The sequence below is a fragment of the Streptomyces sp. NPDC023527 genome, from assembly GCF_055560115.1.
Map to the genome: position 1 here is coordinate 1 of NZ_JBVHJJ010000019.1, position 18622 is coordinate 18622.

Here is an 18622-nt window from a genome sequence, read left to right on the forward strand (position 1 = left end):
AACGCGCACCGCGCGGGCACCGTCAAGGGCATCACCGCCGAGATCGGCGGCTCCGTCTCCTCCGGCGCCGTCATCTGCGAAATCAAGGACTGACAAGGCAACCCATGACAGCCCCCACCCTCACCTCCGCATCCGTCACCACGCCGGTCATACCGGTCGCGCCCGCCGAGGTGCCGCTCATCCTCGCCGAATCCGCCGCCGCCGCACTCGGCACAGCGTCCGCTGCCCCCGAATCGCGGGTCGACGGCCCGGTCACCTCCGCCGAGCCGGTCCCGGTCGCGGTGCACGAGGTGATCGGACGGCAGGCCGCCGCTCACCCGGACCGTACGGCGGTACGCGCTCACGACGGCGTCCTGACGTACGCCGACCTCGATGAACAGGCCGACCGGATGGCCGGCCGGCTACGGGCGGTGGGGGTGGGGCGGGGCGACACCGTCGCGGTGTGTTCCCAGCCGTCCGCCGGGCAGGTCGTGGCTCTGCTGGCGGTATTGAAGGCGGGTGCCGCCTACCTGGCCCTGGATCCCGCCGACCATGACACGGCGTACGTGCGGGCGATGTTGCGCAATACCGGTGCGGCAGCGGTGATCACGCAGGAGCTGTTCGCCGCGTCCCTGCGCCGGGCCCACCCGGCTCCGCTGCTGCTCCACCCCGCACCGGGCCCTGTCCCCAGGGTCGACGACGTGCCGCCGCCGGCCGATGTCCCGGGGCACGCCCCTGCCTACCTGCTGCCCGTGCGGGGGCCCGCCGATGTGCCGTGGGGGGTATGCGTACCGCACAAGGCCCTCACCACCCTGGCCGATGACGGCCGCTTCCTGCCCGTACGCCCCACCGACACCGTGCTCGGCTGTGCCCCCGCCTCCGCCGCCGGCTCGGCGCTGGGCCTGTGGGCGCCCCTGATGAACGGTGCCCGGCTGCTCGTACCACCCGCGGACCTGTCCTACGCCGAACTGGCCGCGCTGATCCGGGAGGAGGAGGTGACGGTGGCGCGCCTGTCCGCCCGGACCTTCGCCGCTCTCGCCACGCGGGGGCTGGCCCCGCTGCGGGGCGTACGCTGCCTGGTGGTCACCCAGGCGCCTCTCAGCGTCGACCAACTCCAGCGGGTACGCCGCGAGCTGCCCACCACCGAGCTGATCGAGACCGCGATTCTCTGACACGCCTCAGAACGGCCGACCGGGCGGCGGTACCGGCCCGGCGATGGCTACACCGCGGGTTTGATCGCCTCGGCCAAGAGGTGATAGCCGAAGTGGTTGAACGGGGGAACCTCCGCCAGGAAGCGTTCCGTCCTGCTGACGAAAGACCTGACCGCCTCGTCCCGGAGGACTTCATCGGCCAGCCAGACGGCGAGAGGTGAGTTGCCGCGCAGTCGGGTGACCGTCATCCCGACGGTGGCGAAGAGCGTGGTGAGGTCGCGCGGGCTGAAGCTGTACCAAGGTGCGACGTACTCCTCGCCGCTGCGGGTCTTGGTGAAAAGGAGCTGTTTGCTTTCCACGTCGGTGACATCCACTGAAGCGAAACGGTCACCGCTGAACATCTCCTCGAACAGGGAGTTCTTGACCCCGAGCAGCATCCTGCCGCCCGGGCGAAGGACACGGCGGACCTCGGCGAAGACAGCCGGCCTGTCCTGGAGTGGTACATGCATCAGTGCCAGCATGCTGGTGACGGTGTCGAAGGACGCGTCGGGAAAGGGTAGTTGAGCCATGTCGCCCTCGCGCAGTTCCGCGCTCAGGCCGCGTTCGCGCAACTTTCGCGCGGCCACGTCCAGCATGGGACGCGAGATGTCGAGTCCGCTGACGTCCGCTCCCATGTCGGCCATGGGGACGGTGAATCGGCCGGTGCCGCATCCGATGTCCAGGACCTTTTCGCCGGGGTGGATGCTCTCCAGCAGGAAGTCCCGCTCGGACCGGGTGAACATGTCGTCACTGGGTCCGAGACCGGGTATCCGCTCGTCGTACTCGTCGGCCACCTGCTGGTAGACGGACTTGACCGTGGCCTTCTGCTCGTCCAGGGCGCCGGCCTGCTGCTGGTAGGTCGTCATGATGATTCCTGACTTCCGTTGGTGGATCACGACGGGAAACGTTTCATGGCCGCCTTCCGGAGAAAGCGGCGGAGAAGGAATGCCGGCGCCGGTCGCACACCGGGCAGGGCAGGAGAAAGGGAGAGCGGTCGCTCGGCGATCGACTGCGGCTGACTCGACCGGCGGTCAGTGGTCGCCGTCCGCTCAAGAGCCAAGCTAGGACAGGAGCCAAGCTAGGAACCGGCTCGCAAGGCTGTCAACGGCCCGCCGTCGTACGAGTGCTGATGCGGCCTCACCTTATGCATTCTGACCTGCGAGACCGCCTGGAATTGAAGAAATGGTGAAGCTGTGCGGCACGCCCGTCGGGGCAGTGGGCGGAAATTGACTCGTTTGGAATTTTCCTGCGGGGAAGTCCCCCGCACGACTTTCGGAAGGCCCAATTCCGCCTGTCCGGTCGGGGGTTGACATCCCCATGGGCCGTCCCCTCACACTGGGATTACCCGCCGGAGCGGCCCAGGTCAATGGCGCCGTCCGACCGGACGTGCGTACGCGGCGTGGCGACGGGCCACGCCCCTGAGCCCCCGGCCCCGCTCTCCGCCGAAAGTCGGCTCCCCAGCCCCGGAACGGAGATTCCGTGTCTGCCCCCTCGGTCATCGACGATCCAGAATTACGCAATGGAATAAGGAATGTTCTTTCCCGGCCGGAATCGCGCGACGAGCTCGAACGCATCTGGGCGACGCCCTCGCACGAGGAGTGCCCCCACGCCGAGCGGATCTACCGGGACCTCGGGGCCCGCGGTTGGCTCGCACCGCATTGGCCGAGGCTCTACGGAGGTCTGGGTGCGAGCCCGTACGCCGCCGCGGTGACGGCCGAGGAACTCGCGCTGCACGGTGTTCCGGACAGCGTGCGGGTGAACACGATCGACAATGCCGGAGCCACCATCCTGGCAGCCGGCACTGAAGATCAGCGGCGCCGGTTCTGCCCCGGTATGGCGGCGGGGGAGACCGTCTTCTCCGTGTTGTTCACCGAGCCGCACGCGGGCAGCGATCTCGGTGGCATCACGACACGGGCCGAACCGGTCGGCGACAGCTGGCGCCTGAGCGGCACGAAGACGTGGAACGCTCGTACCTCGCGGGCCGAGTTCGGCATCTGCGCGGCCCGCGCCCACGGCCCCGGTGCCAACGCGTACGCCTCCACCAGCATGTTCATCGTGCCGATGGACCACCCGCGGGTGCACGTGACGCCGATCCCCACCGTCAACCCCGAGCGGTTCTTCACCGTGCGGCTCGACGATGTCGTGCTGCCCTCCGACGCTTTGGTGGGGGAGCCCGGCCAGGGCTGGTCCCTGCTGGCCGAGGCGCTCGGGGTGGAGCGGACGGGCATCTGTTTCGCGGGCCGGGCCCGCCGCTGGTTCGACCAGCTGGTCGCCGGACTGCGCGCCCGCGGAGAGCTGGCCGGAGCGGAGGGAGAGCACGGTCTGGGGCGCCTCGACGCCGAGATCCGTTCCTGCCGGCTGCTGGCCTGGCGGGCCGTGCAGGGGCTTGCCGAAGGCGGCCTGAACGCCGCCGCGGCCGCCGCGGCCAAGTGGTGGGCCAGCGAACTGGCCCAGCAGGTGTCCTGGTTGGCCTGGGAACTGCTCGGACCGACGGCTCCCCAGGACGCGCACTTCCCCGACCTCGCGCTCGCGGCCCGGGAAGCGCCGGGGCTGACCCTGGCCGCCGGCACCTCGGAGATCCAGCTGACCACCATGGCCACCGACCTCCTGGACGGCGGCGACCCATGGGAGGAGCAGGTCTGACATGCCGAACACCCCCAGATGGCAGCAACAGCTCGTCCGTGACTTCGCCGACGTCCTGCCCCCTCCGAGCGCCGGTGCGACCTTGGCGGGCACCCGCGACGCCCTGACCCGTGAAGGATGGAACGGGGTGTGTCTGAGCGCGGACGACGGTGGCCTCGGACTGACGTGGCACGAGGCGGCGATGCTGGCCGAGCGGCTCGGCCGTGCCTTCGCGCCGAGTGATGCCATCGACGCGATCGTCGCCCTGCCGACCGTATCCGCCGCCGCACCTCGGAGAGCCGCATCGGTCCTCGACGGAACGGCCACGGTCGGCCTGGCCACCCCCACACGGCCGCAGACCCCGCGCACGCCGAATGGCGGGCCCCCGTCCTACCGCTTCACGGACGCCCTCCCCGGCCTTGTCCTCCTTCCGGCGGCCGGTTCACCGGAGGAGGTCAGCGGCGTGGAAGTGGACGCCACCGGCGGCGTGCGCCGCCCCACCCCGGGCGGGGACCTGTGGGAGCTTCGCGCCGACACGGCCGATCACCGCGGCGCGGAAGTGTTCCGGGCGCCGGCCGCCTCGCTGTGGGCCGCCACCACCCTGCTGCGCAACGCGCACTTCCTGGGCATGGCGCTCGCCGCGCTGGAGGCCGCCATCGGCCGGGCACGCGCACGACGACAGTTCGGCCGGCCCATCGGAGCCCAGCAGGCGATCGCGTTTCCCCTGGCCACGCAGCGGGCGCGCCTGGAGGCCCTGCGGCTGGAGAACAACGCTCAGCTGCTCAGGCTGGACGAGCACGGGAGCCGGCAGCGCCGGGGCGCGGCCCAGGACGCGGAACGCGCCGGGATCGAGACCGACGCGACCGCGGTGAGCGAGGCCCTGTGGCCGGTGCTGCGCGAGTGCGTCCACCACGCCGTGCACGTCCACGGAGCGTCGGGTCTGCGGGACGGCCTGCCGGTGGCGGTCGGGTACCGCCTCCTCCTGGCGGAGACCGCCAGGCTCGACCCGGCCGCGCACCGGCCTGCCCGGAAGACCGGGTCGCCGACGGGAGGAACCACCCCCTTGCGGGGAATCGGCCGGCACGGCGGCGGCGTACCCCCGCGCAGGCTGGCGCGGCTGCGGGAACCCGCTGTCGTACGGAACGCCGCCGTCGACCCCACGACCGGCGCGTGCGTGCACGAGCTGTTCGAACGAGCGGCCGCGCGGCACCCCGAGGCGGTCGCACTGCGCACGGCGACGAGCGAGATCACCTACCGGGAACTGAACACCGGCGCCGACCGGTTGGCGCGCGCCCTGGCCGAGTACGGCATCGGCGCCGACGACGTCGTCGGCCTCTGCATGGAGCACGGCGCCGACACCGTCATGACGATCCTCGCCGTCCTCAAGGCCGGGGCCGCGTACCTCCCGCTGGATCCCGGCTACCCGCCGGAGCGGATCACCTTCATGGTGGAGGACAGCAAGGCCGCCGCGGTCGTCACCAGTCGACAGCTCACCGGCCGGATCGCGACCGGCGCCGCCCCGGTCCTGACACCGGAGCAGCTGCGCTCCTCTCCCGCCCATCCCGCCTGCCCGGGCGCCCCGCGCGTCCGGCCGGACGCGCTGGCGTACGTGATCTACACCTCCGGTTCCACCGGCACCCCCAAGGGCGTCGAAGTGGAGCACCGAAGCCTCGCCAACCGGCTGCGCTGGGACGCCGCCACATTCCCCCTGCGCCCGGGCGACGCGGTGCTCCACCACACGTCGCTCAGCTTCGACATCTCGGTGTGGGAGATCTTCGCGCCCCTGATGTCAGGGGCGACTCTCGTCGTGGCGGCCCCGGGCGCCTCCCGCGACCCTCACCGGCTGCTCCAGGACATGCGCCGCGACCACGTCTCCGTACTGGCATGCGTACCCTCCCTCCTCGACCTGCTCCTGGAGGAGCGGGAACCGGGGCCGGCCGACATCCCTGGTCTGCGGTACGTCTTCTGCGGAGGGGAGACCCTGTCCCCGGAGCTGTGCCGCCGGTTCCACGCCTCGGGCGCGTCGGCGGAACTCCACAACTTCTACGGCCCCAGCGAGTGCACCATCGACGTGACGAGCTGGCACTGCCGACCGCGGGACGCGTCGGCTGCCCCCGTCCCCATCGGCCGTCCCCTCGCCAACGTCACCGTCCATGTGCTCGACGAGACCGGTGCGGTCGTTCCGCCCGGATACCCCGGCGAGCTGTACGTGGGCGGGGCAGGCGTGGCCCGCGGCTACCGGGGCCGGCCGGGACTCACGGCCGAGCGCTTCGTCCCGGACCCCTTCACGGACCGGCCGGAAGCCAGGCTGTACCGCACGGGTGACCTCGTCCGGATGGACCGGGACGGAGTGCTGCACTTCATCGGCCGGACCGACGGTCAGGTCAAGGTCAGGGGCCACCGCATCGAATTGGACGAGATCCGGTGCACGCTGGAGCGGCACCCCGTGGTGCGGACGGCCGTGGTCCGGGTCGTGGACGGACGCATCGAGGCGCACGTCGTGCCCGACGCCACCGTCGGCACCGTGCCCGACGTCGAGGAGCTGGTGGACCACGTCAGGCGCTCCCTGCCCGCATACATGATCCCCTCCGCGCTCGCCACCGTCGCCTCCCTGCCCATGATGCGCAACGGCAAGGTCGATCACGACGCTCTGCCACCGGCCCGCGCTCGGCGACCGGTTCCGGGGGAGGACCACGGGTCGGAGCCCGGCGGCGACCCCGACGAGCGGGCCATGACAGCTCTCGCCGCCCGTGTGCTCGGCGTCGAGAGCCTGGGCCCGACCGACGACTTCTTCGCCGCCGGGGGAAGTTCCCTGCACGCGGCCCGCTTCGTCTCCCGCCTGCGCGCCGAGCGCGGGCTCGACATACGACTGGAGCAGTTCCTCGCCGCACCCACCGTCAGAGACCTGGCCAGGACGGCACGCCTGCGTCCGGGCCGCGAGGAAGGTGACGACGATGGCTGACCCGAGCAGGTGGGTGGTGCGCTCGAACGGGCCACACGACACCTGCCGTATCCGCCTGCTGTGCTTCCCGCACGCCGGCGCGGGGACCTCCGTCTACCGGCCGTGGACGCGGCTGCTCGGCCCGGAGGTGGACGTCCTGCCCATCGTGCTGCCGGGCCGCGACAGCAGATACGAGGAGCCGCCGTGCACGGACATGGCCGACCTCGCCCAGGCCGCCGCCGAGGGACTCCGCCCCCTCCTGCCCACTGAGACGCACGACGTTCCGTACGCCTTCTTCGGGCACAGCCTGGGAGCCGTACTGGCCTACGAGACGGCACGCGCCCTGAGCGGATCGACCGCCCCGCCTGCCCTGCTGATCGCCTCCGCCGCCGCGCCTCCCCACCGCGCGGCCGCGACGACGCGGAGCTGTCACACCCTGCCCGACGAGGAATTCCTCGCCGAGGTCGGCCGCCTCGGCGGCATCCCACCGGCAGCCCTCGACGAACCGGAACTCGTCCGCCTCATGATCCCCGTGCTGCGCGCGGACTTCACCGTCGCGGAAACCTACACCCACACGCCCGGCGCACCGCTCGACTGCCCCGTGGCCGTATACGCGGGCGACAGGGACGCCGGCGTGCGCCGCGAGCATCAGGAGGAGTGGGACCGGACCACCGCCGTACGCCCTGTCGTCCACCGCTCGTTCACCGGTGACCACTTCTACCTCGAAGGCGCCCGCCACGACCTCCTCCGGGCGCTACGGCACGACCTGACGGCGGCCGCCGAGAGAGCGGCCCGAGCCCCACGGCACCCGCCCGCGCCCGGCACCGATTCCCCCTCGGCGTGAGCCCGGCACCGATTCCCCTGGGCACAAGGAGGCCCCATGACCATGACGACCCGCGCGATGTCCACCGCGCTCCATCCCCTGGCCCCCCTGACCCCCGAGGAGATCCGGGAGGCGGTGCGGGTGGTGAGGGCCCAGCAGGACCTCACGGCCGACACCCGCTTCGTGATGATCTCCCTCCGGGAGCCGGACAAGCGACGACTGCCGCGCCAGGACGGCAGTGTGCCCAGGGAGGTCTTCATGGTGCTGCGTGACCGCGCGCGTCGCCGGACCTACGAAGCCGTCGTGTCCCTCGACGCGGAGCGGGTCGTCGACTGGCGGCACCTCCCGGGCGCGCAGCCGGCCATGACCGGGGAGGAGTTCGCCCAGTGCGACGCGGCCGTGCGCTCCGACCCCCGCTGGCAGCGGGCCATGCGACGCCGGGGGGTCGAGGACTTCTCCCTCGCCATGGTGGACGCCTGGCCCACCGGCTGGACCGGGGAACTCGACGACGCGTCAGGGAGGCGGCTGGCGTGCCCGCTCACCTTCGTACGCGCCCACCCCGACGACAACGGCTACGCCCGCCCCGTGGAGAACCTCGTCGCCCTGGTCGACCTCGACTCCATGGAAGTGCTGGAGGTGACCGACAAGGGCACCGTCCCCCTGCCCCCGCTGTCGGGCAACTACGACCCGGCCGTGCGCGCCCCGGACGGCAACTGGCCGGCCGTGGTGGAAGAACGACAGGACCTCAGGCCGATCGACATCACCCAGCCCGAGGGCCCCAGCTTCACCGTGGACGGCTATGCGGTCCAGTGGCAGAAATGGCGTTTCCGCATCGGCTTCACGGTCCGCGAAGGGCTCGTCCTGCACCAGGTCGGATATGAGGACCAGGGCCGGGTCAGGTCGATCCTGCACCGCGCCTCCCTGGCGGAGATGTACACCCCGTACGGCGACCCGGGATTCACCCACTACCGCAAGAACGCCTTCGACGAGGGCGAGTACGGGGCCGGATTCATGGTGAACGCCCTGGAACTCGGCTGCGACTGCCTGGGCGAGATCCACTACTTCGACGCCGTGGTGCACGACCAGGACGGCGAGCCCGTGACGCTGCCCAACGCCGTCTGCATGCACGAAGAGGACATGAACATCGCCTGGAAGCACACCGACTTCCGTACGGGCAAGGTCGTGACCAGGCGCCAGCGCCGGCTGGTCGTCTCCTCCTTCGCCGTCCTCGGCAATTATCAATACGGCTACTTCTGGTACCTGTACCTGGACGGCACGATCAAGTTCGAGGTCAAGCTCACCGGCATGATCTCCACGGGCGCCTTCGCCGACGAGTGCCCGCCGTACGGGACCGCCGTCGCCCCGGGCCTCTACGGCCCCCACCACCAGCACTTCTTCTCCATGCGCCTCGACATGGCCCTCGACGGACCGAGCAATTCGGTCTACGAGGTGGACTCCGTGGCTCTCCCCGTCGACGAACGCAACCCGCACGCCAACGCCTGGCGCACCCGGCACCGGCTCCTCCGCTCCGAGCGACAAGCACAGCAGCGCACCGCCCGGGCCGCCACCGGCCGCTTCTGGAACATCGTCAATCCACGGCGGCGCAACGGCCTGGGGCAGCCCGTGGGCTACAAGCTGGTGCCCGGCTCGGGGCTCCTGCCGATGCAGCCCGAGGGCAGCCAGGCCTGGGAGCGGGCCCGCTTCTGCTACGGGCACCTGTGGGTGACCGCGTACGACCCCGCACAGATGTACGCGGCCGGCGACTACCCGAACCAGAGCCGCGGCGGAGAGGGACTGCCCGCCTACGTACGGGACGACCGGCCGCTGGCCGACACCGACGTGGTGCTCTGGCACACCTTCGGCGAGCACCACGTCGTACGCCCGGAGGACTGGCCCGCCATGCCGGTGGTGAGCACCGGCTTCGCCCTGCGGCCCAACGGATTCTTCGACGGGAACCCCGCCCTGGACCTGCCCGCGCCGGACGCCTGCGGCACCACGGCGGCCACCTGCCACGACCGGCACCCGCTCTAGAAAGGAAGACATCGCCATCATGGGAGCCACATCGACCGACCGATACCCCACTCGCCTGCCGAGCGCCGCCCCGGTCATGCCCCGCCCGGACCCCACGGTCTGGGGGAAGCCCGGCGACGGCCCGCTCACCACCGCGGACCTGACCGCGTTCGACCAGCGCGGCTACCACGTGGAAGAGTCCCTGCTCACCCCGGAGGAGATCGGTGCCGTCCAGGACGAAGCCGTGCGCCTCGCGGCCGATCCCGCCCTGCGCGAGGGCGAACGCGCTGTCATCGAGGAGAAGTCGCAGGAGGTCCGTTCGATCTTCGAGGTGCATCGCATCAGCGAGACCTTCGCCCGCCTGACCGCGGATCCCCGGGTGGTGGGACCGGCCCGCCACCTACTCGGCTCCGATGTGTACGTCCACCAGAGCCGGGTGAACTACAAGCCCGGCTTCGGCGGCGGCCCCTTCTACTGGCACTCCGATTTCGAGACATGGCACGCGGAGGACGGCATGCCCGCCCCGCGCGCGGTGAGCGTCTCCATCGCCCTGACCGAGAATCACCCCTACAACGGCAGCCTGATGATCATTCCCGGCTCGCACCGGACCTTCGTGCCCTGCGTCGGGCAGACCCCGCCCGATCACCACCGCCATTCGCTGCGTACGCACTCGGTGGCCGTCGGAATGCCGGACGAGGACGCGGTCCGGGACCTCGCGGAACAGGCGGGCGGCATCGAGCAGTTCACCGGACGTCCCGGCTCGGCCACCTTCTTCGACTCCAACTGTATGCACGGCTCGAACGGCAACATCACCCCCTACCCGCGCTCCAACGTCTTCATCGTCTTCAACAGCGTCGACAACACACTTGGTGCGCCCTTCGCCGCGCCGGCCCCTCGGCCGACCCACATCGCCAGCCGCGACTTCACGCCCGTACCGGGAGGAGAGCGGTGACACCGGAGGAGCCACCGCGCAATTGCGTCGGCGGACGCCACCGCCGACCCCGAGCGCCCGCGTCCGACGTCCGGCGGGAAAATGCGCACCCGTACCCGTGGCCGCCGACGCCGACATCCACCGGGCGGCTGAGGGGCATGGCCCGGGCGGCTCAGCGCAGAGCGATGAGCCCGACCGCGAGCGCCGCGCAGACCAGGCCGACGACCTGGCGGCGGTTCAGGCGCTCCTTCAGGAACAGCAGGGCGAGAACGACGGGGACGGCGGGGTAGAGGGACGAGAGCACGGTGGCCACGGCCATCAGCTGCCGCCTGGTCGCCTCCAGGTACAGCACGATCGCGAGCGTGCCCAGGGCGCCGGCCGCCGCCGTCGCCGCCCACGGCTTTCCCGGCAGCGTCCAGTGGCCGCCGTAGGGCACCAGAACCGCGGCGATGACCGCGACGGAGACCACCCGGCTCAGGACCACCGGCCACAGCCCGCTTCCGTCGTCCACCTGAGACATGGCCAGGAACTGCAGACCGAACCCGACGCTGGCGACCAGCGCGCTGGGCACGCCCGCGGACACCGCACGGCTCTCCTTCCCGGCCGCGCCGGGCGAGTTCTGCGACACCAGCCACAGGGCCGGCAGGACAGCGGCGATCCCCACCCACGCGGGCGCGGCAGGGCGCTCCCCGAGGAAGACCACCCCGACCAGTACCGGCAGGGCGACGGCCCCGACATCGCTCACGGGAACGACGACACTCATCGCTCCCTGCGACATCGCCCGGTACAGGAAGGCGACCCCCACTCCCGTCCCGACCCCGGACAGCGCCCCCCAGCCGAAATCCGCGACCGACGCGGACCCTTGGGCCAGACACAGCGCCAGAACGAGCGCCAGCGTCGTCCCGCCGAGTTGGGCGTGGAACGCCACGGTCATCCCGTTGAACCGCCGCGAGACCAGACCGTTGACGAAATGGGTGACACCGAAGCACAGGGCGGACGACAAGGCGAGCAGCTCACCCATCGCATGCGCCCTTCACACGGGCGGTCACGGGCGTCATCGTCCGCGGATGCCTGCCGGTCCGGGGATCAGTGGCAGAGGCTAACCACGTCGTGATCAACAAGAGCATGGCAGGTCCCTACCCCGGTATCGGGCAACAATGACACGCCGCACCGCTGTCACCCGACGGCACCCGTTGCCGCTGTCAGGTCCGCCACTGGTGGTCGGGCAGGAAGCGCACGTCGTACTGCTGGGGAACGCTCGCGAACTTGTGGGGCTCCGGTATGACGGGCTCGTGCGGCAGGCCGAGCTGCTCCGAGGGCGCGCCGAGACTTTCGAAGAACCGCTCGAAGGTCGCCCCGGGACCGGCGGCGACGCCGACGACCTGGCTGTGGTGGCGCTCCATGCGGTAGGCGTGCCGGCAGTTCTTGGGTACGAAGCCGAAGTCGCCGGGGGTGAGCAGCTTCTCCTGCTGGTTGCCCTCGGTGTCCTCGACGAACAGCCGGACGGCGCCCTGGGTGATGTAGAAGACCTCGTGGGTGTCGGTGTGCAGATGGGACGGGATGAGATCGCCCTTGGGGCCTTCGACGGTGAAGAAGTTGAAGGTGTTCTCGGTCTGCTCGCCGCCCGCGTAGACGGTGATCAGGTCGCCGAACAGGTGGGCGCGGTCCCCTTCGCCCTTCTCGATGAAGTACGGCTTTCCGGGCTCCGCGGGAATGCGTGAGGCTCGCCGATAGCGGGTGGCGTACTCGATGGTCATGCGGTCTCCTCGGATCGACCCCGTCAGGAACGTCAGGTAGCCTGACATGAGAGATTGCCGGTAAGCAAGCCGTCGGATATGAGCCCGTCCCCGCCTCTGCCATCGTGAGGAACAGATGCAGCCCACCCACCGCAACCTTCCCCAGTTGCTCGGCGAAGCCCGGCGCTGGTTCGAAGAGGGGCTGCTGACGTCCCTGGAAGCAGCCGGGGCCACGCCGGTCTCCCCGACGCAGGCGCAGCTCTTCGCCGTGCTGGACGACCAGGGCACCACGGTGTCCGAGCTGGCGCGGCGCATGGGCGTCACCCGGCAGACCGCGCACCAGGCCGTGCACGGCCTGGTCGCCGCGGGACTCCTCGAACAGGTCCCCGACCCCACCTCCGCCCGTCAACGGCTGATCCGCCGCACCCCGGAAGGGCAACGCGCACACCGCCAGGCCGGCGTCATCCTCGAACGGCTGGAAGAGCAACTGGCCGAGCGGATCGGCCGGGAAACGGTCACCGCCCTGCGGACGGCGCTGGAGACACCGTGGGGTCGGCCGCCGGGCACGGAGTAGTCAGGGTTGAAGCGGCCCACGCGGCCGCTCATGAGTACGTGACTGAGTACGAGCGCTCAGGCGGCCCCCCGCGCAGGTCGTGGATGCTGGGATCATGACCACTACGCCCCACCTCGCCGACTCCCAGCCGTACCCACCGCACCCCGCCTTTCCGCCCGCGCCCCCGGTCTCTTCCCCGCCCGGCCGGCCGGGTAGCCGCCGGACGCTGGTGGTCGGCGGCGTGGCGGCGCTGGTTCTGCTGCTGGTCGCCGGGATCGCCGGTGGGTGGTGGCTGACACGCGACGAGGACACCTCGCCGTTCGCCGGCCGGCCCCGAGTGACGGACAACGCGGCCGGGCTCTCCTACGCGATACCCGAGGGATGGGAGCACCACGAGGGAAAGGGACTGATCGGAGCCTTCACCTCGTCGGTCACCAAGAAGCATGACGGCGGCGAAGGCGGCAGCACCGTCCTCGCCGGCCGCTCCGGTGCGGTACCGCAGCCCGCTCTGCGGCGGCAGGCCGAGCGAGCGGCCCGCTCGAACGCGGAGTTCTTCTACCCGGACGGAAGCTCCGAACTCGAGGAGTCCCGACCCGCGACCGTGGGCGGTCGCCCCGCGCACACCGTGGCGCTGAGGGTGAGCGCGGACAAGCGAGGCACGGGCACCCCGGGCCATCTTCGCCTGACTCTCATCGCGGTGGACGACAGCCGCTCGGCGTTCCTCCTCGGCGTCGCGCAGCCGGCCGGGGGGACGGAGAGCCGCGAGGTGGACCTGGTGATGAAGAGCGCTTCCTTGACCTGAACCAAACTTGAGCTTCTAGGTTCTCCTTCAGGGCCGCAGGAACCGACCAGCGGTGCTCTTCAAGGAGGTTCGCCATGACCGAGCGCACAACCCACACCGAGATCCCCGACCGTTACCGCTACGCCGTGATCCCGCACATCATGGTCGACGACGCCGCCGCGGCGATCGATTTCTACCAGCGGGCGTTCGGAGCTCGTGAGGACTTCAGGATCGACGCTCCGGGCGGTGGAATTCTGCACGCCGAAATCACCATCGGACGGTCGGCCCTGATGCTCGGCGACGCCAGCGTGGACGAGGCGGAGGCCGGCTCCTTCGCCGCGCCGACCTCACTCGGCGGAGGCACGTCCGTCACGCTCCATGTCTTCGTGCCGGACGTCGACAGCCTGGCGGAGCGCGCGGAGGCCGCCGGTGCCGAGATCCTCCAGCCGCCGCGGGACATGTTCCACGGCGACCGCACCGTCATCCTCAAGGACCCCCACGGCCACATGTGGGTATTCCTCACCCACCTGGAAGACGTCTCGAACGAGGAGCTCGCGCGCCGCATGGCCACCGCCGGCTGACCACTCGCCGTGCGCGGTGACCAGCCCCCATCACAGGGCGCCCGAGTAAGTCCCCTGAGCGGGGGGCTACGTGTTGGCTTCGATGACCGACTCCACGGCTTCCTCGGTCGCCGTTGTCGCGCCCCTCATGATTGCCGCGGAGTCGGGGGCGTCCGCGCCGGAGTAGCTCGTGCCGCTGTAGTTGAGCTTGATCACGGCGTTGCCCATACGCACCACGAGAATCGCGTCCTTGGAGACGTCGTCGTCCTTCCGTCGGTCGTAGCTGACGGCGGTTGCCTGGTCTCCGAGGCCGGATACCGGCTCGGTCCTGGTGTTCTGGGCGCCTTCGTCCTTCTGGGCGTAGGTGATCGCCTCGGCGTAGGCGTCCTTGGCGATCTTTTCGCCGTTGTCCAGGTCGGCGCCCGAGCCGTGACGACTGGTGCGGACGCTGAGCCAGCGGAACTGGTGGTCGTTGTTCAGTCCACTCCAATAGCAGGTGCCGAGGCTGTCGCCGCTCGTGCTCTTGATGGTTGTGCCGTCCTTCTTATCCGGGTGGGGCACCAACTGCCCGACCGTCGTTACGGAGAGCGTCTTGCATGGAACAGGCAGTTTTGCGATTTTCGGAGGTTTTTCTCTCCTCGTATTCGTCGTCTCCGTCGTTTTCGGCGAGGAGCTCGTCTGCTCGCGCCCGGCAGCCTCACCGTATTCGCTGCCGGAATCGGCTCCACCGCCAAGGCTCGCGATCACTGGGATCGCTATGGCTGTTAGAGCGATCCCAACAGCGGCTGTCAGCGGCAGCTTCCAGCGGGGGTGCGGTTCCGGCTTTGGCTCGGACCTTGGTCCGGGAGCGTCGAGTGGGCCGACCAGTGCATGGTCGCGTCCGAGGAGGGCCGCTTCCATGGGCTGTTCTTCCGAGTCGGTTCCGCTGGTGACGAGGGTGGGCGAGGCTGGGATCGGCTCGGGCTGTTCCCTGGCTGAGCTGAGAGTCTGATTCGCTCCGGAGGCCGGTGGTGCCGGGGTGGCGGGGGGCGCGACGCGGGGCGGCTCGGCGGGCGGGAGAAGGGGCGCCGGCGGTGCGGGGGGTGTCTCCGACAGTGTCGGCGGTGGTGCCTGGGGCAGGCTCGGAGGAGTGTGCGTGGGTTGTTCGCGGATGAGCCGGGCGATCCGGTCGGGCATCCAGCCGGGTTCGGTGAGCAGAAATGTGCCAGTGGCCGTCCCTCCGCCTTCGCCCCCGCCGTCGGCGGTTGTCAGCCGGTCGAGCAGGGCGGCCACGGTGGGGCGCTGGTCGGGCTGTTTGGCCAGACAAGCGTAGGAGGTCCAGGTTCGGTTGTTCGTACACGGCGCGGAAGTGGAGTGCGTGCGGAGTGCCGGTGCCGAACGGTCCGACGCCGGTGGCCGCGTAGGCCAGTACCGCGCCGAGGGCGAAGACGTCGCAGGCCGGTCCGACGGGCTCGCCGGTGAGCTGTTCCGGAGACATGAAGCCGGGGGTGCCGATCGTCATGCCGGTGCTGGTCAGCACGCTGGCCTCACCGGCCGCCGAGATGCCGAAGTCGATCACCCTCGGGCCATCGGCGGCGAGGAGGACGTTGGAGGGTTTGAGGTCCCGGTGGACGACCCCGGCGGTGTGGATCACCTCCAGGGCCTCGGCCAGGCCCGCGCCCAGGGCGCGTACCGAGGGTGCCGGCCAGGGGCCGTGCCCGGAGATCGCCTCTCCCAGCGACAGTCCCGGTATGTAGACCGTGGCCAGCCAGGCCAGGGAGCCGCCGAGTTCGGCGTCGATCACACCGGCGGTGAAAGCGCCGTTGACCCGCCGGGCCGCGCTCACCTCGCGGGCGAAGCGACGCCGGAACTCACGGTCCTTGGCCAGCTCCGGGCGCACCACTTTCACCGCGACCGGGCGCCTGCCGGGCGAATGCGCCAAGTACACCTGGCCCATTCCTCCGGCGCCCAGCCGGGCCACGATTTTGTAGCGCCCCGCCTGTCGTGGATCCTCCGGCTCCAGGGCCTCCAACGCTCCCACCCCATGCCCCCCGCCCCCGCGACCCTTGGGTCCTCTGCCGAGATGCCACATCATCCACCGGCCCGTGGGCACACCGCGGGGAATCCCGCTGAGGATCAGCCGGGACTACACGGAAAAGGGGCGGACGAGAAAGCGGAGCGGGCCTCGCAGCGCACCGGCCTTCCCGCGCAGGAGCGGTGACGGCAGCGGGCCCCGGGGCCCACTGCCGTGTGCGTGACCGTCATGTTCGGCCAGGGCGTTGGGCCAGCGCGGTGTCGGCAGCGGCGAGGATGTTGCCGAAGGTGCGGGTGATGATCGGCCGCGCGACACGCCGGGTGAGGAAGGGGCCGAGCAACGGGACGGGTATCTCGGCGCGGGTGGTCCAGCGGACCTGGGTGCCGCCGTCGACCTCGGTGAACGTCATACGGCCGAGTTCGTGCCTGGACGGCGGCAGGCTGCGCTCGACGACGTACTCGGTGGCGTACGGAGGGTCGTAGTGGGTGATGCGTTCCCGGAACCAACCGATCAGCCAGAGGTGACCGCGCACCGCGCCGACGCCGTAGGGCGCGGTCTCGCCGTGCCGGGTCAGGCGGCAGCGCAGCACCAGGGGCGAGCTCGTGTAGTTGGTGGTCGTGGTGAGCCAGGCGAAGACGTCGTCGATCGGGGCGTCGATGGTGCGCTCGACGATCATGGTTTCCATGGCTGGCGTTCTCCCCTGTTGAGTGGCCGCACCGCATCGGCGCGGTGCAGCTTGTCCGGGTTGCGTATGACGTAGAGGCCGGTGATCCGTCCGTCGTGGATCTCGAAGGCGAGCAGCCAGTCGAGTTCACCGTCGGTGAGGGAGCGTGCCGCGGGCATGCCGTTGTAGGTGGCGTGCTCGATGCGGGTCGTCGCGGTGACGCTGGTGCGGGCCACGCCGAGGACGTACCGGGCGACGTCGGCGCGGCCCGTGATGGGGTGGCGGGCGGCGGACACTCTCCCGCCGCCGTCGGAGACCTGCACGACGTCGGGCGCCAGCAGGTCCATCAGCGCCTGGACTTCGCCGGTCGCCGTCGCGAGCAGGAACCGCTCGACGATCTCCCGGGAGGCTCGGGAGTCGGGCTCGAAGCGGCGGCGCCGCGCGTGGACGTGCCGGCGTGCGCGGTGGGCGATCTGCCGGACGGTGACCTCGTTCTTGCCGATCGACGCGGCGATCTCGCCGTGGGTGTAGCCGAACACGTCGTGCAGGACGAACACCGCGCGCTCGGTCGGGTTCAGCGTCTCCAGGACGAGCATCATGGCCATCGACACCGACTCGGCCAGGATCGCGTCCTCGCTCACCTCGGGCGCGGTGCGGATCGGCTCGGGCAGCCACGCGCCGACGTACTCCTCGCGCCGCGCCTTGACCGCGCGCAGGTGGTTGAGAGCCTGCCGGGTCACCACGCGGACCAGGTAGGCGCGCGGATGCTCGACCACGGCCGGGTCGACCGCGCTCCACCGCAGGTAGCTCTCCTGCAACACGTCCTCGGCGTCCGCCGCACTGCCCAGCATCTCGTAAGCGATGGTGAACAGCAGCGGCCGGTGCTCGGTGAAGGCGTCCTCAGTCATGGCCGAACCCGCCCCTTCCCCTGGCACGGCGGCCGGAGCACACGCGCTCGGCGCCCCATCCCGATGACCTGTCCTACGCATCCACGCCCTGGCATCACACCCGCCCCCTTTCCTTGGACGCCCATCGAGACACCCCACACCAGCAAACCGTGACAGCCCACAGCTGTGGTTCACGTCACCTCGCGGCCCTGTCCGCGCCGACGTGCCCCCCCGCGATCGGCCGCGCCGTGACGTGGTCGACGAGGGGCTCGTCATGGCCGGCGGGGCGGGGGAGTCGCAGAGGGCCTCGCGCGGACGACGGCCTGGTCGCCTCGCGGTCCGAACAGGTGCAGGATCTCCACGGCGCTCGTGTTCGCCGGACCGAACCAGTGCGGTTCTCCGGTGTCGAACTCGGCCACTTCGCCGGGGCGGAGCGTGAGTTCGTTCTCGCCGAGGATGAGGCGCAGCTCGCCCGCGAGGACGTAGAGCCACTCGTAGCCGTCGTGGGTCACCAGCTTCGGCTCGCGGGGAGCCAGGACCTGCTTGAACACCTGCACCCGCCCCGGGTACTGCGTCAAGGGCACGAGGGTGCTGCCGGGCGACTTGCGCAGCGGCGTGAGATGCACCCGAGGGTCACCGCTGGCCGGTGCGGCCACCAGTTGGTCGAGTGCGACGCGGTGCGTACGCGCGAGCGGGAGGAGCAGCTCCAGGGTCGGGCGCCGCTTGCCCGATTCAAGGCGGGACAGCGTGCTCACCGAGATCCCGGTCGTAGCCGCGAGCGCCTCCAGCGTGAGCCCACGGTCGCGGCGCAGCGCGCGCAGCCGGGGCCCGATGCCGTCGAGTATCTGTTCCAGTTCCGCGTCCACGGAGCCCATTTTGCAGCCTTCGCAAAAGTGCTGGGCCGCGGTCGCCGTCCGGCCGGAGTCTTGCC

At 70.7% G+C, this 18622-nt stretch carries 18 protein-coding genes; 10 read left to right on the plus strand and 8 right to left on the minus strand.

Going from position 1 to position 18622, the window contains the following annotated elements:
- Together ACZ303_RS29980 and ACZ303_RS29985 are read left to right on the plus strand one after the other, a co-directional pair.
- On the plus strand, positions 1-93 hold a 93-nt coding region (locus tag ACZ303_RS29980; protein WP_467343744.1), incomplete at its 5' end, for a biotin/lipoyl attachment domain-containing protein.
- Between the two features lie 11 nt (positions 94-104).
- Positions 105-1151, plus strand: a complete 1047-nt coding sequence (locus ACZ303_RS29985) for an AMP-binding protein (protein WP_467343624.1) — start codon at positions 105-107, stop codon at positions 1149-1151.
- 47 nt (positions 1152-1198) lie between these two features.
- Here ACZ303_RS29985 and ACZ303_RS29990 read toward each other — a convergent pair whose 3' ends face one another.
- Positions 1199-2035 (minus strand): class I SAM-dependent methyltransferase, encoded by an 837-nt coding sequence (locus ACZ303_RS29990; protein ID WP_467343625.1) that lies wholly within the window; start codon positions 2033-2035, stop codon positions 1199-1201.
- A gap of 613 nt (positions 2036-2648) precedes the next feature.
- On the opposite strand from ACZ303_RS29990, the gene ACZ303_RS29995 reads away from it, so the two are divergent.
- Genes ACZ303_RS29995 through thpD form a run of 5 tightly spaced genes read left to right on the plus strand, consistent with a single transcriptional unit; the run spans position 2649 to position 10517 of the window.
- Positions 2649-3812, plus strand: coding sequence for an acyl-CoA dehydrogenase family protein (locus ACZ303_RS29995; protein WP_467343626.1), 1164 nt, complete (start codon positions 2649-2651; stop codon positions 3810-3812).
- Between the two features lies 1 nt (position 3813).
- Positions 3814-6753: an amino acid adenylation domain-containing protein gene (locus tag ACZ303_RS30000; RefSeq protein ID WP_467343627.1), complete on the plus strand. Its 2940-nt coding sequence runs from the start codon at positions 3814-3816 to the stop codon at positions 6751-6753.
- The gene (locus tag ACZ303_RS30005; RefSeq protein WP_467343628.1) at positions 6746-7576 is read left to right on the plus strand and encodes a thioesterase II family protein; all 831 of its coding nucleotides are present in this window, start codon (positions 6746-6748) and stop codon (positions 7574-7576) included. Before ACZ303_RS30000 ends, ACZ303_RS30005 begins: the two co-directional genes overlap by 8 nt.
- A 36-nt stretch (positions 7577-7612) precedes the next feature.
- The gene (locus ACZ303_RS30010; protein WP_467343629.1) at positions 7613-9586 is read left to right on the plus strand and encodes a primary-amine oxidase; all 1974 of its coding nucleotides are present in this window, start codon (positions 7613-7615) and stop codon (positions 9584-9586) included.
- 19 nt (positions 9587-9605) lie between these two features.
- A complete protein-coding gene (gene thpD, locus ACZ303_RS30015; protein ID WP_467343630.1) occupies positions 9606-10517 on the plus strand; it encodes an ectoine hydroxylase in 912 nt (303 codons plus the stop codon).
- A 151-nt stretch (positions 10518-10668) separates the two neighbouring features.
- Here the strand turns inward: thpD and ACZ303_RS30020 are convergent, their stop codons facing one another.
- Both ACZ303_RS30020 and ACZ303_RS30025 read right to left on the minus strand, forming a co-directional pair.
- A complete protein-coding gene (locus ACZ303_RS30020; protein ID WP_467343631.1) occupies positions 10669-11517 on the minus strand; it encodes a GRP family sugar transporter in 849 nt (282 codons plus the stop codon).
- Between the two features lie 181 nt (positions 11518-11698).
- Complete coding sequence (locus tag ACZ303_RS30025) at positions 11699-12253, minus strand: quercetin 2,3-dioxygenase (RefSeq protein WP_467343632.1); 555 nt, start codon at positions 12251-12253, stop codon at positions 11699-11701.
- 115 nt (positions 12254-12368) lie between these two features.
- Here ACZ303_RS30025 and ACZ303_RS30030 point away from each other — a divergent pair, with 115 nt between their 5' ends.
- The 3 genes from ACZ303_RS30030 to ACZ303_RS30040 all read left to right on the plus strand — a co-directional run bounded on the left by ACZ303_RS30030 (position 12369) and on the right by ACZ303_RS30040 (position 14147).
- Positions 12369-12806 carry a MarR family winged helix-turn-helix transcriptional regulator gene (locus ACZ303_RS30030; protein WP_467343633.1) on the plus strand — a complete coding sequence of 146 codons (438 nt, stop codon included), beginning with the start codon at positions 12369-12371 and terminating at the stop codon, positions 12804-12806.
- Between the two features lie 94 nt (positions 12807-12900).
- Complete coding sequence (locus ACZ303_RS30035; RefSeq protein ID WP_467343634.1) at positions 12901-13587, plus strand: DUF8017 domain-containing protein; 687 nt, start codon at positions 12901-12903, stop codon at positions 13585-13587.
- 74 nt (positions 13588-13661) lie between these two features.
- Positions 13662-14147 carry a VOC family protein gene (locus tag ACZ303_RS30040; protein WP_467343635.1) on the plus strand — a complete coding sequence of 162 codons (486 nt, stop codon included), beginning with the start codon at positions 13662-13664 and terminating at the stop codon, positions 14145-14147.
- 66 nt (positions 14148-14213) lie between these two features.
- On the opposite strand, the gene ACZ303_RS30045 is transcribed toward ACZ303_RS30040, so the two are convergent.
- The 5 genes from ACZ303_RS30045 to ACZ303_RS30065 form a co-directional block, all read right to left on the minus strand.
- Positions 14214-14873 (minus strand): hypothetical protein, encoded by a 660-nt coding sequence (locus ACZ303_RS30045; RefSeq protein WP_467343636.1) that lies wholly within the window; start codon positions 14871-14873, stop codon positions 14214-14216.
- The gene (locus tag ACZ303_RS30050; RefSeq protein ID WP_467343637.1) at positions 14824-16200 is read right to left on the minus strand and encodes a serine/threonine-protein kinase; all 1377 of its coding nucleotides are present in this window, start codon (positions 16198-16200) and stop codon (positions 14824-14826) included. The genes ACZ303_RS30045 and ACZ303_RS30050 overlap by 50 nt, the downstream gene beginning before the upstream one ends.
- Positions 16201-16366: 166 nt before the next feature.
- Positions 16367-16825 (minus strand): SRPBCC family protein, encoded by a 459-nt coding sequence (locus tag ACZ303_RS30055; protein WP_467343638.1) that lies wholly within the window; start codon positions 16823-16825, stop codon positions 16367-16369.
- Positions 16813-17712 (minus strand): RNA polymerase sigma-70 factor, encoded by a 900-nt coding sequence (locus ACZ303_RS30060; RefSeq protein ID WP_467343639.1) that lies wholly within the window; start codon positions 17710-17712, stop codon positions 16813-16815. Before ACZ303_RS30060 ends, ACZ303_RS30055 begins: the two co-directional genes overlap by 13 nt.
- A 251-nt stretch (positions 17713-17963) precedes the next feature.
- Entirely contained in the window at positions 17964-18566 is a 603-nt protein-coding gene (locus ACZ303_RS30065; protein WP_467343640.1) for a helix-turn-helix domain-containing protein, read from the minus strand.
- Positions 18567-18622: the final 56 nt, after the last annotated feature.

Coding starts and splice junctions, on each gene's coding strand:
- ACZ303_RS29985 (WP_467343624.1), top strand. CDS start 105: ATGACAGCCCCCACCCTCACCTCCGCATCCGTCACCACGCCGGTCATA.
- ACZ303_RS29990 (WP_467343625.1), bottom strand. CDS start 2,035: ATGACGACCTACCAGCAGCAGGCCGGCGCCCTGGACGAGCAGAAGGCC.
- ACZ303_RS30000 (WP_467343627.1), top strand. CDS start 3,814: ATGCCGAACACCCCCAGATGGCAGCAACAGCTCGTCCGTGACTTCGCC.
- ACZ303_RS30005 (WP_467343628.1), top strand. CDS start 6,746: ATGGCTGACCCGAGCAGGTGGGTGGTGCGCTCGAACGGGCCACACGAC.
- ACZ303_RS30010 (WP_467343629.1), top strand. CDS start 7,613: ATGACCATGACGACCCGCGCGATGTCCACCGCGCTCCATCCCCTGGCC.
- thpD (WP_467343630.1), top strand. CDS start 9,606: ATGGGAGCCACATCGACCGACCGATACCCCACTCGCCTGCCGAGCGCC.
- ACZ303_RS30020 (WP_467343631.1), bottom strand. CDS start 11,517: ATGGGTGAGCTGCTCGCCTTGTCGTCCGCCCTGTGCTTCGGTGTCACC.
- ACZ303_RS30025 (WP_467343632.1), bottom strand. CDS start 12,253: ATGACCATCGAGTACGCCACCCGCTATCGGCGAGCCTCACGCATTCCC.
- ACZ303_RS30030 (WP_467343633.1), top strand. CDS start 12,369: ATGCAGCCCACCCACCGCAACCTTCCCCAGTTGCTCGGCGAAGCCCGG.
- ACZ303_RS30035 (WP_467343634.1), top strand. CDS start 12,901: ATGACCACTACGCCCCACCTCGCCGACTCCCAGCCGTACCCACCGCAC.
- ACZ303_RS30040 (WP_467343635.1), top strand. CDS start 13,662: ATGACCGAGCGCACAACCCACACCGAGATCCCCGACCGTTACCGCTAC.
- ACZ303_RS30050 (WP_467343637.1), bottom strand. CDS start 16,200: ATGATGTGGCATCTCGGCAGAGGACCCAAGGGTCGCGGGGGCGGGGGG.
- ACZ303_RS30055 (WP_467343638.1), bottom strand. CDS start 16,825: ATGGAAACCATGATCGTCGAGCGCACCATCGACGCCCCGATCGACGAC.
- ACZ303_RS30060 (WP_467343639.1), bottom strand. CDS start 17,712: ATGACTGAGGACGCCTTCACCGAGCACCGGCCGCTGCTGTTCACCATC.
- ACZ303_RS30065 (WP_467343640.1), bottom strand. CDS start 18,566: ATGGGCTCCGTGGACGCGGAACTGGAACAGATACTCGACGGCATCGGG.